Origin of the sequence: Streptomyces sp. KR80 (genome assembly GCF_052245555.1) — a bacterium.
GTDB lineage: Bacteria > Actinomycetota > Actinomycetes > Streptomycetales > Streptomycetaceae > Streptomyces.
On the sequence record NZ_JBQQCD010000027.1, the window covers coordinates 1 to 13,320 of the forward strand.

Consider the following 13,320-nt stretch of genomic DNA (forward strand, 5'->3'; position numbering starts at 1 on the left):
CGCCGCCAGCGTTCGTCCTGAGCCAGGATCAAACTCTCCGTGAATGCTTTCCGGGTCACCCCGGCAACACCACGAGAGCGGAACAGCCGGAGGAATAATCCCGACCGTTCACAGCATCCTCGCTGTGCATTTCAAAGGAACCTCATCTCCCGAAAGAGACGGGGTATCAACATATCTGGCGTTGACTTTTGGCACGCTGTTGAGTTCTCAAGGAACGGACGCTTCCTTCAGACCCGCCACCGGGCCCTCCAGGCGCTTCCCTTCGGTGATTCCAACCGTACCAGATCAGATTTCCGTTCCGTGCCCGGTACGGATTTCCTTTTCCGGCCCCCTGGCTGGAGAGGGGTGTCACCGCGCGGCGCGGCAGGTGCTTTCCCCTGCCCGCCCTTCCGGCGTGGCCACCACGGTAGCCGATTCCCCCGCCGGCTCATAATCGAGCCTTTCGGACCGAATTTCGGCACGCCGAAATCGTCCCCGCAAGGAGATCGTGCAAAGTAGTTTGCCGCCGGTGCGGCTCGAGTGGCTGCCCACAGAGTCGGCTGACTCCGCGACAACCTGGAGAACACTACACGACCCCCGCGCCCCCCTTCAAACCACGGTGGCCGGTCCCCAACCGCGCTACAGTCGACTGCATGACGAAGCATGCGCGCACGCAGCAGTGGTGGGCCGCCTGACGGCGGCCGGCACCAGCGCATGCAAGGGACACGGCCGCCGCCTCCGGCGGCCGTTCGCGTGTCTGCATTCCGCATCTCGCTCCGGCCGGTGGACGCGGCGGCTCCGAGACTGCGGGAGACGAGACGAGATGGCGCGAACAGGGACCCGAATCTTCAGCGGGGTCAAGCCCACCGGGCATCTGACGCTGGGCAACTACCTGGGTGCCATGCGGCGCTGGGTCGACGAGGATCAGCATCGAGCCGATGCGCTGTTCTGCGTCGTCGATCTACATGCGCTCACCGTGGACCACGACCCCGCCCGCGTACGACGGCTCACCCGGCAGGCCGCAACACTGCTGCTCGCTGCGGGTCTCTCCCAGGATCGCTGCACCGTCTTCGTCCAAAGCCATGTGGACGAGCACACGCGGCTCGCCTATCTCCTCGAGTGCACAGCCACGGACGCCGAGATGCGGCGGATGATCCAGTACAAGGAGAAGGCCGTACGGGAGCGGGCGGGCAGCCGCAGCGTCCGGCTGTCGCTGCTCACCTACCCGGCCCTGATGGCGGCGGACATCCTGGCGTACGGGACGGACGAGGTTCCGGTGGGCGACGACCAGGCGCAGCACGTCGAGTTGACCCGCACCCTGGCCAGACGGTTCAACGACCGCTACGGGCTGGTCTTCACGGTGCCCGACGCCACCCACCCACCCGTCGGCGCGCGCGTCATGAACCTGCAGGACCCGAGGTCGAAGATGGGGAAGTCGCACGCGGAGTCGTCAGGCATCGTGTATCTGCTCGACGAGCCCGATGTGATGCGGCGGAAGATCATGCGGGCAGTGACGGACAGCGGGAGCGAGGTCGCGTACGACCGCACAGCACAGCCCGGGGTGGCCAACCTGCTGGAGATCCTGGCGGCGTGCTCGGGCGAGCGCCCCGAAGATCTGGCCGAGGGCTTCGGGTCGTACGGCGCGCTGAAGAAGCAGACCGCCGATGCGGTCGTCGAGCTGCTGCGGCCGGTACGTGACCGGCACGCCGAGATCAGCGCGGACCCGGGATATGTGGAAGAGGTGCTGCGGTCCGGGGCCGAGCGCGCGCGGGCCCTGGCGCGCCCGACGGTGGATGCGGCCTATCGCGCGATCGGGCTCCTGCCTCCGTCCTGACACGACGCCCCGACGCCGCTGCCGCTGCCATTGCCCTGACGGGCCGCGGAGGCGGAGAAGGCCGCTCGATAGTCGCGCGGGCTGGTGGCCAGCCGTGCGCTGAAGTGCTGACGCATGGTGACTTCGCTGCCGAAGCTCGCGCGGCGGGCGACCTCGGGCATGGCGAGGTCGGTGCGCTCGAGCAGCTTCTGCGCCGCGGCCAGCCTCTGTTCGAGGAGCCACCGGAGCGGGGTGGTGCCGGTGGTGGACACGGAATGACGGGCGAAGGAGCGCGGGGACATGCCCGCCCAGCGGGCGAGCAGCGCGACGGTGAGCGGCTCGTGCAGGTGGACGAGGGCCCGTTCACGAACCTCTGCCAGCGCATCGGCAGCGATATCGGCATCGGTTTCCGAGCCGGGCGTGGGGCGCTCGATGAACTGCGCCTGACCGCCGGCGCGAAAGGGAGCCGTCACCATGGAGCGGGCGACGGTCGCCGCCGCTTCGGCACCGTGGGCCATACGAACACGATGGAGACCAGGTCGATGCCGGCCGCGACACCGGCGGAGGTCCAGATGCCACCGTCCTCGACGAAGAGGGCATCGGGTTCGACGGTGATACGGGGATACAGCTCGCGCAGGAGTCCGGTGAGGTTCCAGCGAGTGATGGCACGGCGGCCGTCGAGCAGGCCCGCCTGGGCGAGGGTGAACGCCCCGCCGCACAGGGCCGCGATGATGGTTCCTGCGTCGTGGGCGCGGCGGAGCGCGGTGAGGACCGTCTCGGGCGTGGGCGCGGGATGGTCCTCCGGACCGGGGACGACGGCGCGAACCCGTCACCGCGAACCCGGTGGCGCGAGTTCGGCAGCGCGAACCCGGCGGCGCGGGGTCACAGCCGTGGCGGTGCCTGGCGGCGGGGTCAGCCCGTGCCGGAGGCCAGTTCGCGGCTGCGGTCGCGGGCAGCCTCAATCGCGGCGAGGAGCGCGGCCCGTACGCCGTGGCGCTCCAGCTCGCGAATGGCGTTGATGGTCGTACCGGCGGGGGACGTCACGGCTTCCCGGAGCTTGACCGGGTGCTCTCCGCTGTCGCGGAGCATGACGGCGGCGCCGATGGCGGCCTGGACGATCAGATCGTGGGCCTTGTCGCGGGGGAGACCGAGCAGGATGCCGGCGTCGGTCATGGCCTCCACGAGGAAGTAGAAGTACGCGGGGCCGGAACCGGAGAGCGCCGTGGCCGCGTCCTGCTGTGCTTCGGGAACCCGGAGGGTCTTGCCGACGCCGCCGAAGATCTCCTCGGCGTGGGCGAGGTGCTCGGCCGTGGCGTGGCTGCCCGCCGAGATGACGGACATGGCCTCGTCGACGAGGGCGGGGGTATTCGTCATGACGCGAACGACCGGGGTACCGGCCGCGAGCCGCTGCTCGAGGTAGGCGGTGGGGATGCCTGCCGCGCCGCTGATGACCAGACGGTCGGAGGGGACGTGGGGTGCGAGCTCGTCGAGCAGCGCGCCCATGTCCTGAGGTTTCACCGTGAGGATGAGGGTGTCGGCGGTCTTGGCGGCCTCGGCGTTGGAGACCGCCTCGATGCCGTAGCGGCCGCGGATCTCGTCAGCGCGCTCGCGGCGGCGAGCGGTGAAGAGGAGGTCCGCCGGCGACCAGCCGCCGCGGATCATGCCGCTGAGAAGGGCTTCGCCGATCTTGCCGGTGCCGAGAACGGCGACCTTTTGCGTCATGGTGTCGCTCACCTCGTCGGGGTGGGGGCGGGTGTGCGCAGAAGCGCACGTGGTGCGGGTCCATCCTGGCACCCGCGCGATGCGCCTGCCCGGCCCGCCCGCGGCTGGGCGTTCCCCCGGCCCGTACACCATGGGAGCCCGAGACCCCGGGTGCGTGGGCGGGCCTCGCGCACGGCCGGGCCGAGTGCGCGGCGGTTATGCCGTGCGGCGGCGGAGGGTGGCGGCGCCCAGTGCGAGGACCAGTAGGGCGCAGCCCGCGACGATCAGTGCGTCGCGGACGAAATCCGATGTCATCGAGGCGTTGCGGAGCACCTCGTTCATGCCGTCGACGGCGTACGACATGGGCAGCACGTTCGACACCGTCTCCAGCACCGGCTGCATGGTGTCGCGGGGGGCGAACAGTCCGCACAGCAGGATCTGCGGGAAAATCACCGCCGGCATGAACTGGACGGCCTGGAACTCGGAGGCCGCGAAGGCCGAGACGAAGAGGCCGAGGGCCGTGCCCAGAAGGGCGTCCAGAAGCGCGACGAGCAGCAGCAGCCATGGGGAGCCCGCGATGTCGAGGTCGAGGGCCCAGACCGCGAGACCGGTGGCCAGAGACGCCTGGACGACGGCCAGGAGACCGAAGGCGAGCGCGTATCCCAGGATCAGGTCGCCCTTGCCGAGCGGCATGGAGAGCAGCCGCTCCAGCGTGCCGGAGGTGCGCTCGCGCAGGGTGGCGATCGAGGTGACCAGAAACATCGTCACCATCGGGAAGATGCCGAGCAGTGAGGCGCCGATGCCGTCGAAAGACTGCGGGCTGGCGTCGAAGACGAAGTAGAGCAGTACGAGCAGCACACAGGGGACGATCAGCAACAAGGCGATGGTGCGGGGGTCGTGGCCGAGCTGACGGAGTACGCGGCGGGCGGTGGCGAGCGTGCGGGCGGCGTTCATCGGGCAGCTTCTTCCTTATGCTTTTCGGTGTCGACGAGGTGGAGGAAGGCGTCCTCGACGGTGACGGAGTGCGTACGGTCGCGGAGCGCGGCCGGGGTGCCCCAGGCGAGGAACCGGCCCGCCCGCATCAGCAGCAGCTGCTCGCACCGCTCCGCCTCGTCCATGACGTGGGACGAGATGAGAAGGGTCGTGCCGCGCTCGTCGGCGAGGCGGTGGAAGAGGTTCCACAGATCGCGCCGGAGCACGGGATCCAGGCCGACTGTCGGCTCGTCCAGCACCAGGAGTTCGGGGGTGCCGAGCAGCGCCACGGCGAGGGAGACCCGGGAGCGCTGACCGTCGGAGAGCTTGCCGGTGAGCGCGTCGGCATGGTCGGAGAGGTCGACTTCGTCGAGGGCACGATCGACCTGTGCCCGACGGTCCGCGCGACCGAGGCGCGGGTCGAGGACCGCGGCGTAGTAGTCGAGGTTCTGGCGCGCGGTGAGGTCGGCGTAGATGGAAGGGGCCTGGGTGACGTAACCGACCCGGGATCGCAGTGCGGCGGTGCCTGCCGGCCGGCCGAGCACGTCGAGGGTGCCGGTGACCTTGGCCTGGGTGCCGGCGATGGCACGCATCAGGGTGGTCTTTCCGCAGCCGCTCGGGCCGAGCAGGCCGGTGACCTGGCCGCGGGGGATCTCGAAGTCCAGGCTGTGGAGCACGGTGCGGCCGCCGCGGACGACGCTGAGACCGCGGGCGCGGACGGCGGGGTCGGCAGGCTCCCCTGATTTATTCATCATGCGTTGAATAATGCTCACGGCAACCGGCGACGTCAAGACCGGGACGGTCGCCTCGCCGGCGGGGCTGCTGCCGCGGAGCGCACGGCTACGGCGCGAATCCCACCCGCCCGGCGTCGAACCCGGCCGACGGGCACGGGGCGAGACATCGCCGGCGCGGACGGCGTGGGGTCCACGGCGACGATGTGGCAGCAGCAGGGGGGCCTGTCCGTTTCCACGCCGACGTCGATCGGCTCGACACCGGCGACCGGCCGCCGCTCCGCCCGGCTCCTCGACAGTCGCTAGCAGCTGGGGGCAGCCAGTTGGGTGGGCGCGTGCTGGGTGGTGATGGCGTCGGGGGACAGCGGGCCGACGACGTAGCAGCGTGCGGTGTTCCGCGCCGCTTCCGGGCAGGTCGCGGCAGCGGCGATGGACTCATGCGGTCATACCGCGGGGGCTGCGGAAGGCGTCAGGGCGTGTTCTGGGCTGACGTCGGGGCCAGGGCGCTCGCCCAGGCGGTCAGCGGCGCTTGCGCTTCTTGGCACCCGTGGCCGCCCGGCCCGGCGCCCGGCCGTCGGGCCCAGTGCGGGAGGACGGGTTGCCTGTGCGAGTCGCACGGCGGCGTTCGTACAGCTCACGCTCGCGCTCGTACTCGCTGCGGAGCAGCTTCTCGCCCGGGGCCTCCATCAGGCTGCGGAAGAACCAGGCGAGGAGCACGCCGATGAACCCGATCATGCGGATGCTCTGCAGGGACCGCTCGGCCGACTCGTCCCGGGCCGGTTCCGGGCGTCGGGTGAACCCCTGCCACGCGCGGCGGAAGGCGATGGCGCTGCACGCCGCGAACATCACGATCACCAGCATGCTCACGAAGCCGCTGACGGCGGCGATGCTCAGGCCCTGGAACGCGAACCGCAACAGGAAGGCGCCCGCCGCGGCGGCCAGCAGGGAGCCCGCGGCGACGCCGACGCGACGCAGCGCGTAGCCCCCGTCGTGCCGCACCCAGGTCGTACCGAAGAACCGGATCGGTTCAGGGCGGGGCCCGGCGGGCTGTTGCGCGTCAGTCATGCCGTCGATTATGACCCGGGCGCGCCGAATGGGATCCGGCCCGCCCGGGCGTACGGCCCCACGAGCAGCGGCGCACCACGTAACCGCTTCGAGCCCGTCGGCCAGACCCGACGCCCGGCGGCCGCGATCCGCAGCCGCCGTACACCACCGCGACAGCGGCCCCGCCGGCGAGGCGACCCGCTCAGGAGCAGCGGGGCGCCACGTAGCCGTCGCTGCCCGTCTTCACATAGGTGTCGGAGACGTACTCCCCCGGGCCGATCTTGTCCCAGATGCTCGACCTGCCGTACGGGCCGCGCACCGACTCCCCGGGTGTCTGGCAGTGGATCGTCACGCGCGAGCCCTCGGGCAGCACCCGGACCCGGCGGCTGTCGGTGCGCGGCGCGCTGCGTACGTTCAGGCGGTAGCCCGGCGCGATCGGATACGTGGCCAGGTCGGGTGCGGCGACCGTCAGGACGGTGTCGAGGACGGACTCGGTCCCCGCCCCCGTCTCCGCCGCGTCCGCCGCTCCTGTCGACTCTGTCGCCTTCGGTCTCGCGGCAAGCTCATCCATGGCCATCCGGCCCCTCCCCCGTTGAGCTATCGATATGCCAGCAGACATATCGGATGACATGCGCAGGCTAGCAAGCCGCCAATGTCTCGTACGTGCCATCGACTAGGCTCATCTGAGCCGCCAACTGCGGCCGAATACACGGGGGTGGGGCATGCCGCCGCTGCGCAGTCCCGGGACGGGCCCGGAAGCGGAGGATCCGGAGTACGCCGGCCGGTACCGGCTCGAGGCACGCCTCGGCTCCGGCGGCATGGGTGTCGTTCACCTCGCCCGCTCCGCGTCCGGCCTGCGGCTCGCGGTGAAGGTCGTGCACGCGGACTTCGCCGCGGACGACGAGTTCCGGGCCCGGTTCCGGCAGGAGGTGACGGCGGCCCGGCGGGTGAGCGGAGCCTTCACCGCACCGGTCGTGGACGCCGACCTCGACGCCGCACAGCCCTGGATGGCCACCCTCTATATTCCCGGTCCTACGCTCGCCGAGCATGTGAAGGGCAACGGTCCACTGGCCCCGGACGAGGTGAAGCGGCTCGCGGCTGGGCTGGCGGAGGCACTGCGGGACATCCATCGGGCCGGGGTCGTGCACCGGGATCTGAAGCCGGGCAACGTGCTGCTGGCGGAAGACGGGCCGAAGGTCATCGACTTCGGGATCTCGCGACCGTCGGACAGCGATCTGCGGACCGAGACGGGAAAGCTGATCGGCACACCGCCGTTCATGGCCCCGGAGCAGTTCCAGCGACCGCGCTCGGTAGGTCCGGCGGCGGACGTGTTCGCGCTGGGGTCGGTGCTGGTGCACGCGGCGACGGGCAGCGGGCCGTTCGACTCGGAGAGCCCGTACCTGGTGGCCTATCAAGTCGTCCATGACGAGGCGGACCTGACGGGCGTGCCGGGAGATCTGGTTCCGTTGATCCGTGCCTGCCTGGCGAAGGACCCTGCGGACCGGCCCACGCCGGACGCGCTGATGGAACTGCTGCGCGGCGAGGGACCGGCGGCGCCCCTGGACGCCCGTGTGCCCCGGCCCCGGCGGCCCAGCACGATCGAGAGCGGCCCCTCCTCCGCCGCCGTCGAGGAAGTCGCCTGGGCGAACACCGTATGGGAGCCGGGAGTTGGCCCTGATCGAGCGGAGCGGCAGCCGCGGCCTGCGGAGACGGCCGGGGACTCCCAGGGCCGGGAATACGAGGGCCGCGGCGCCGAAGTCTGGGGCTCCGAGACCTGGGACTCCAAGGCCGGTGCTTCCGGGGCCGAGGGGCCGTCGTCGCCCGCAGCGCCGGATGGTGACCGCCCGTCGGCCGCCCGTCCGCGCAGGAAGCGCGTGCGGTGGCCGGCCGTGGCAGCGGTCGTCGCAGCCGTGGCTCTCGGCGCGGGGGTCGCCGTCGCCGTACAGGACTCCGACCGGCCGTCCCCCGCCGGTCACGTCGAACGGAAGAGCCGCGCCACCGCCTTCCACCCCTGGGCGACCGCCCTCGCCGACATCGGCGGTCCCTCGTCGCGGTCGTCGAAGTCGCCGCGGCCGTCACGGTCCAGGACACCCTTCTGCACGTACACGGCCGACGCCCTGCACTGCGCCGCGGTCGGGGTGAAGGCCGCCCGGCTCGACCCCGACACGGGCAAGGGGATCTGGTCGCGCCGTGGCGCGGTGGCACCCGCCGACGGGACCGTGCCCGCCGCGCCCGTGCCCTGCGGCGGACTGCTCCATATCGTCTCCCCCGACGGCACCCGGCTGGAGGCGCTGGACCCGGCGACCGGCAGGACACGCTGGAGCAAGGACGTCTCCGCGTACGCGGGCGGGCTCTACCACGCCGGCGACACGGTGCTGCTGGTGTCGGACGACGGTGGGGTCCGTGCCCTGGAGGGAGCGACGGGCGAGGAGCTCTGGCGTCGGCCACTCGCCGGGCACGCGCGGCCGGTGTTCCCGCCGTACGGGGACTCCCGTACCGCGTACGCCGTGTCCCTGTCCACGGACGGGTCGCACACGCTGGTGACCGCCATCGACCCGGCGACCGGAGACCTGCGCTGGAAACACCGGCTGAGTGGCAATCTCACCCCGCTGGGCCGGGCCGGCGACGGATCGCTCCTGCTGAGCTCCATGGACCTCGAGCAGCGCACCGACGCGATCGTGCGCTACGACCCGGACCGGCGCCGGGAGCGCCGGATCCCGTTGGTCTTCCCGCTCACCTCGGCGACCGCGGCGGTACATGGCGACACGGTCCATCTCCTCGCCTACGGCGGCACGTTGCTGGCCGTCGACACTCGGCGGACCTCCGCGCGCGCCGCCGAGCTGTGGCGGATGGAGACCTCCGTGAGCAACACCTCGCCGGTGACCGTCGCGGGCGACCGGCTCTACTTCACGGGCGCAGACGGCCGCCTGCTCGCCGTCGACCGGCACCAGGGCACGCTCCTCGGCCAGACGCGGCCCCGGATGAGCGCGGCGAACCGCGGCTTCGTGGCCGAGGTGCCCGCGCCGCTGGTCGCAGACGGAAAGGTCTTCGCGGGCGTACCGGACGGCACCGTATTGGCTGTGGGGGTCGGTAGTCCGTCGCGTTGGTGACACCGTCGCCGGCTCGAACGACATCGCCCCACCCGCAACGGCTTGGCGACGGGAACCCAGCTGGTCGGCTTCAGCTCGTGGCGATTCCGCCAGGAGCGTGCAGCGGTTCCTGCGGCGGGGGAGTGCGGGCAGAGTCGGCGGCATGAGACTTCTGATGTTGGGTGGTACGGAGTTCGTGGGGCGTGCCGTCACAGAGGAGGCGCTGGCCCGCGACTGGCAGGTGACGGTGTTCCATCGCGGACGCCATGAGCCGCCGCCGGGTGTCGTCGACCTGCGGGGCGACCGTAACGCCGCGGATGGCCTGGCGGCTCTGGGCGAGGGGGAGTGGGATGTCGTCGTCGACACCTGGTCCGACGCCCCGTCGGCCGTGCGGGACACCGCTCGTCTGCTCGCCGACCGGGCCGAACGCTACGTCTATGTCTCCAGCCGGTCCGTCTACGCCTACCCGATGCCGGCCGGGCTGTCCGAGGACGGCCCACTGGTGGACGCCTCACCCGATGACGGCGACGTCGCGTACGCGCGGGCCAAGCGCGGCGGCGAACTGGCCGCGTCGGCGGCCTTCGGCGAACGGGCGCTGCTGGTGCGGGCGGGACTGATCCTCGGCCCGTACGAGAATGTCGGACGGCTGCCGTGGTGGCTGTCGCGCATCGCCCGCGGCGGGCCGGTGCCGACCCCGGGGCCGCGCGACCTAGGCTTGCAGTACATCGATGCCCGCGACCTGGCCATCTGGATCCTGGACGCCGCCGAACGCGGCCTCGGCGGCCCGTTCAATCTGGTGAGTCCACCCGGGCACACCACGATGGGCGAGCTGCTCGAGACCTGCGTACGGGTCACCGGTGCCGACGTCGATGCCGATGCCGAGCTGCGCTGGACCGATCCCGAACCGATTCTCGCCGCCGGTGTCGAGCCGTGGAGCGACCTGCCGATCTGGGTGCCGCCGGGCGAGCTCTACGACGCCCTGCACCAGGGGGATGTGTCCAAAGCTGTTGCAGCCGGCCTGCGCTGTCGCCCCGTCGCGGAGACGGTGGCCGACACCTGGGCCTGGCTCCAGACCCTGGGCGGCCAGGCACCCCAGCGACCCGACCGCCTACGGGTCGGACTGGATCCGGAGACGGAGGCGAAGCTGTTGCGCAGCTGACGGGTCCCCGGTCCGGTGGTCCTCCCGGGACGTCCCCCAGCTACCGCTGGGAGGTGCCCCCAGTCCGTCAGCTCCGGAGACCGGGGCCGCCGTGCCGCAGAACGATCCCACCGGCAGCGGCCAGAACCCGGGCCGTCAACCTTCCGGCCCGGAGGGCCCGTTCGGTCCGCGCGGGTCGGCAACGGCCCTGCTCGGGGTCGTACTCGGTCATGACGACCTCGGCGTGATCGGCATCCGGTTCTGCCATGGTCACCGGCCAGCCCTGGTGTTCAAGTGCGGCGCAGAACTCACGCGAGTGCCGGATGTCCACAGCGGTGTCGGCGGTCCCATGAACCAGCCGGACCGGGACGGGATAAACGGTCCCTGTGGCCAGGTCGTCCAAGGGGCCGGACCCCGTCCACCGCGGCCCGGACTCGTAAGCGGCCGCAATGCCGACGACCGCCATCGGGGTCCACCCGCCGACGGCTTCGGGCCGCATCACCCACCTCATCGCGACCCGGCCGCCCAACGACCAGCCGGCGAGCACGATCTTGTCGGCATCCGCGCCGAACGCTGTCGCGTTCTTGCGGACGAACTCCACCGATTCCAGCAGGTGCTCGTGCCCACCGTCGTGAGCGTCCGGGCGCCAGTCCGGGACGAAAACGCTCGCGCCGAGGCCTGCCACCGTTCGGGCGAGCGGCTCGAGGACGTCCCGTTCGTCCGGACCACTGCCGTGCCAGAGCAGCACCGCGGGCGCTGCCGCCTGTACCTCCGCGGCCCGATACACGTCCATCAGCTTGCCGCCGCCCCCATAGACGATCCCGCGGTCCCCACCACGGTCTGCGGTCACAGCTCAGCTCCCCCTCGCGTCCACGCCCTCATCGGCCGGAGTCGGCTCCCCCCGTGGCCCGACACCTCGCCACGTTACTCAAACACCACAGCGCCCCCCGCCGGTCCGGCGACCGCCGGTCCCGGGGGCTGCGTCGCGGGAGTCAGCCGAGCTTGGTGACGTCCCGGATCGCGCCCTTGTCCGCGCTCAGGGCCATCGCCGCGTAGGCGCGCAGGGCCTGGGAGACCTTGCGGTCGCGGTTCGCCGGGCGGTAACCGCCCAGCTTCTCCAGCAGGGCGGTACGGCGGGTGGCCAGTTCGTCGTCGGAGACCTGGAGTTCGATCACCCGGCCGGGAATGTCGATCCGGATCAGGTCGCCGTCCTCGACAAGGGCGATCGTGCCGCCGGATGCCGCCTCCGGCGAGGCGTGGCCGATGGAGAGGCCCGATGTGCCGCCGGAGAAGCGGCCGTCGGTGATCAGGGCGCACTTGGCGCCCAGGCCGCGGCCCTTCAGGAAGGCGGTCGGGTACAGCATCTCCTGCATGCCCGGACCGCCCTTGGGGCCCTCGTAGCGGACGACGACCACGTCGCCTTCCTTGACCCGCTTGCTCAGGATCGCCTCGACCGCGTCCTCTTGGGACTCGACCACGACCGCCGGGCCTTCGAAGGTCCAGATCGACTCGTCGACGCCCGCGGTCTTCACGACGCAGCCGTCCTCGGCGAGGTTGCCGTAGAGCACGGCCAGGCCTCCGTCCGCCGAGTACGCGTGGGCGGTGTCGCGGATGCAGCCGCCCGCGGCGTCCGTGTCGAGCGACTGCCAGCGCTCGGACTGGGAGAACGCGGTGGCGGAGCGACGGCACCCCGGGGCGGCGTGGAAGAGCTCCACGGCCTCCGGGGACGGCGAGCCGCCGCGGATGTCCCAGGTCTTCAGCCACTCGGCGAGGGAGTTCGCGTGCACGGCGTGGACGTCCTCGTGCAGGTGCCCGGCGCGCTGCAGTTCGCCGAGGATGGCGGGGATTCCGCCGGCCCGGTGGACGTCCTCCATGTGGTAGTTGCCGTTGGGGGCGACCTTGCAGACACAGGGGACGCGGCGCGAGACGGCGTCGATGTCCGCCATGCCGAAGTCCAGTTCGGCCTCCTGGGCGGCGGCCAGCAGGTGCAGGACGGTGTTGGTGGAGCCGCCCATGGCGACGTCCAGGGCCATCGCGTTCTCGAAGGCGGGGCGGGTGGCGATGGAGCGCGGCAGGACGGAGGTGTCGTTCTGCTCGTAGTAGCGCTTGGTGATCTCGACGACCGTACGGCCCGCCGCCTCGTACAGCTCCTTGCGGGCGGTGTGGGTGGCGAGGACCGAGCCATTGCCCGGGAGGCCCAGGCCCAGCGCCTCGACCAGGCAGTTCATGGAGTTCGCGGTGAACATGCCGGAACAGGAGCCGCAGGTCGGGCAGGCCGCCTCCTCGATGCGCTCCAGGTCCTCGTCGGAGACGGTGTCCGAGACCGCCTCGGACATGGCGTGGACGAGGTCGAGGTTGGAACGGACGGTGCCGTCGACGAGGACCGTCTTCCCGGCCTCCATCGGGCCGCCGGAGACGAAGACCACGGGGATGTTCAGGCGGAGGGCGGCCATCAGCATGCCCGGCGTGATCTTGTCGCAGTTGGAGATGCAGATCAGCGCGTCGGCGCAGTGCGCCTCCGTCATGTACTCGACGGAGTCCGCGATCAGGTCGCGGGACGGCAGGGAGTAGAGCATCCCGCCGTGGCCCATGGCGATGCCGTCGTCGACCGCGATGGTGTTGAACTCGCGCGGGATGCCGCCCGCGGCCTTGATCGCCTCGGAGACGATCCGGCCGACCGGCTGGAGATGGGTGTGGCCCGGCACGAACTCGGTGAAGCTGTTGGCCACCGCGATGATGGGCTTGCCGAAGTCCTCGCGCTCTACGCCCGCCGCACGGAGGAGCGCGCGAGCGCCCGCCATGTTGCGGCCATGGGTGACGGTGCGGGACCTCAGCTCGGGCACGGTGGTCCAC

At 71.4% G+C, this 13,320-nt stretch carries 10 protein-coding genes and 1 pseudogene; 3 read left to right on the forward strand and 8 right to left on the reverse strand.

Translation table 11 applies throughout. The features are described 5' to 3' along the window. Window positions 1-802: 802 nt before the first annotated feature. Entirely contained in the window at window positions 803-1,813 is a 1,011-nt protein-coding gene (gene trpS / locus ACTWQI_RS26945; protein WP_443274355.1) for a tryptophan--tRNA ligase, read from the forward strand. Here trpS and ACTWQI_RS26950 read toward each other — a convergent pair. The 6 genes and pseudogenes from ACTWQI_RS26950 to ACTWQI_RS26975 form a co-directional block, all read right to left on the reverse strand. Continuing rightward, window positions 1,780-2,609: pseudogene (locus tag ACTWQI_RS26950) on the reverse strand (GlxA family transcriptional regulator); the annotation flags it as partial. The gene trpS and the pseudogene ACTWQI_RS26950 sit on opposite strands and share 34 nt — an antisense overlap. A 95-nt stretch (window positions 2,610-2,704) precedes the next feature. Then, on the reverse strand, window positions 2,705-3,514 hold the full coding sequence (proC, locus tag ACTWQI_RS26955; RefSeq protein ID WP_443274356.1) for a pyrroline-5-carboxylate reductase: 810 nt from the start codon (window positions 3,512-3,514) through the stop codon (window positions 2,705-2,707). Window positions 3,515-3,709: 195 nt separating this feature from the next. Then, window positions 3,710-4,447 (reverse strand): ABC transporter permease, encoded by a 738-nt coding sequence (locus tag ACTWQI_RS26960; RefSeq protein ID WP_443274357.1) that lies wholly within the window; start codon window positions 4,445-4,447, stop codon window positions 3,710-3,712. Continuing rightward, window positions 4,444-5,220: an ABC transporter ATP-binding protein gene (locus tag ACTWQI_RS26965; RefSeq protein WP_443274358.1), complete on the reverse strand. Its 777-nt coding sequence runs from the start codon at window positions 5,218-5,220 to the stop codon at window positions 4,444-4,446. Before ACTWQI_RS26965 ends, ACTWQI_RS26960 begins: the two co-directional genes overlap by 4 nt. A 495-nt stretch (window positions 5,221-5,715) precedes the next feature. Then, complete coding sequence (locus tag ACTWQI_RS26970) at window positions 5,716-6,261, reverse strand: hypothetical protein (RefSeq protein WP_443274359.1); 546 nt, start codon at window positions 6,259-6,261, stop codon at window positions 5,716-5,718. 181 nt (window positions 6,262-6,442) lie between these two features. Then, window positions 6,443-6,817 (reverse strand): SH3 domain-containing protein, encoded by a 375-nt coding sequence (locus tag ACTWQI_RS26975; RefSeq protein WP_443274360.1) that lies wholly within the window; start codon window positions 6,815-6,817, stop codon window positions 6,443-6,445. Window positions 6,818-6,962: 145 nt separating this feature from the next. Here ACTWQI_RS26975 and ACTWQI_RS26980 point away from each other — a divergent pair, with 145 nt between their 5' ends. Continuing rightward, window positions 6,963-9,350, forward strand: coding sequence for a protein kinase domain-containing protein (locus tag ACTWQI_RS26980; RefSeq protein WP_443274361.1), 2,388 nt, complete (start codon window positions 6,963-6,965; stop codon window positions 9,348-9,350). Window positions 9,351-9,492: 142 nt separating this feature from the next. Beyond that, complete coding sequence (locus ACTWQI_RS26985) at window positions 9,493-10,488, forward strand: NAD-dependent epimerase/dehydratase family protein (protein WP_443274362.1); 996 nt, start codon at window positions 9,493-9,495, stop codon at window positions 10,486-10,488. A gap of 67 nt (window positions 10,489-10,555) precedes the next feature. On the opposite strand, the gene ACTWQI_RS26990 is transcribed toward ACTWQI_RS26985, so the two are convergent. Both ACTWQI_RS26990 and ilvD read right to left on the reverse strand, forming a co-directional pair. Continuing rightward, window positions 10,556-11,317 (reverse strand): alpha/beta hydrolase, encoded by a 762-nt coding sequence (locus tag ACTWQI_RS26990; RefSeq protein WP_443274363.1) that lies wholly within the window; start codon window positions 11,315-11,317, stop codon window positions 10,556-10,558. Between the two features lie 142 nt (window positions 11,318-11,459). Then, window positions 11,460-13,310, reverse strand: a complete 1,851-nt coding sequence (gene ilvD / locus ACTWQI_RS26995) for a dihydroxy-acid dehydratase (RefSeq protein WP_443274364.1) — start codon at window positions 13,308-13,310, stop codon at window positions 11,460-11,462. Between the last annotated feature and the right edge of the window lie 10 nt (window positions 13,311-13,320).

Coding starts and splice junctions, on each gene's coding strand:
- ACTWQI_RS26985 (WP_443274362.1), top strand. CDS start 9,493: ATGAGACTTCTGATGTTGGGTGGTACGGAGTTCGTGGGGCGTGCCGTC.
- ACTWQI_RS26975 (WP_443274360.1), bottom strand. CDS start 6,817: ATGGCCATGGATGAGCTTGCCGCGAGACCGAAGGCGACAGAGTCGACA.
- ACTWQI_RS26960 (WP_443274357.1), bottom strand. CDS start 4,447: ATGAACGCCGCCCGCACGCTCGCCACCGCCCGCCGCGTACTCCGTCAG.
- ACTWQI_RS26970 (WP_443274359.1), bottom strand. CDS start 6,261: ATGACTGACGCGCAACAGCCCGCCGGGCCCCGCCCTGAACCGATCCGG.
- ACTWQI_RS26980 (WP_443274361.1), top strand. CDS start 6,963: ATGCCGCCGCTGCGCAGTCCCGGGACGGGCCCGGAAGCGGAGGATCCG.
- proC (WP_443274356.1), bottom strand. CDS start 3,514: ATGACGCAAAAGGTCGCCGTTCTCGGCACCGGCAAGATCGGCGAAGCC.
- ACTWQI_RS26965 (WP_443274358.1), bottom strand. CDS start 5,220: ATGATGAATAAATCAGGGGAGCCTGCCGACCCCGCCGTCCGCGCCCGC.
- trpS (WP_443274355.1), top strand. CDS start 803: ATGGCGCGAACAGGGACCCGAATCTTCAGCGGGGTCAAGCCCACCGGG.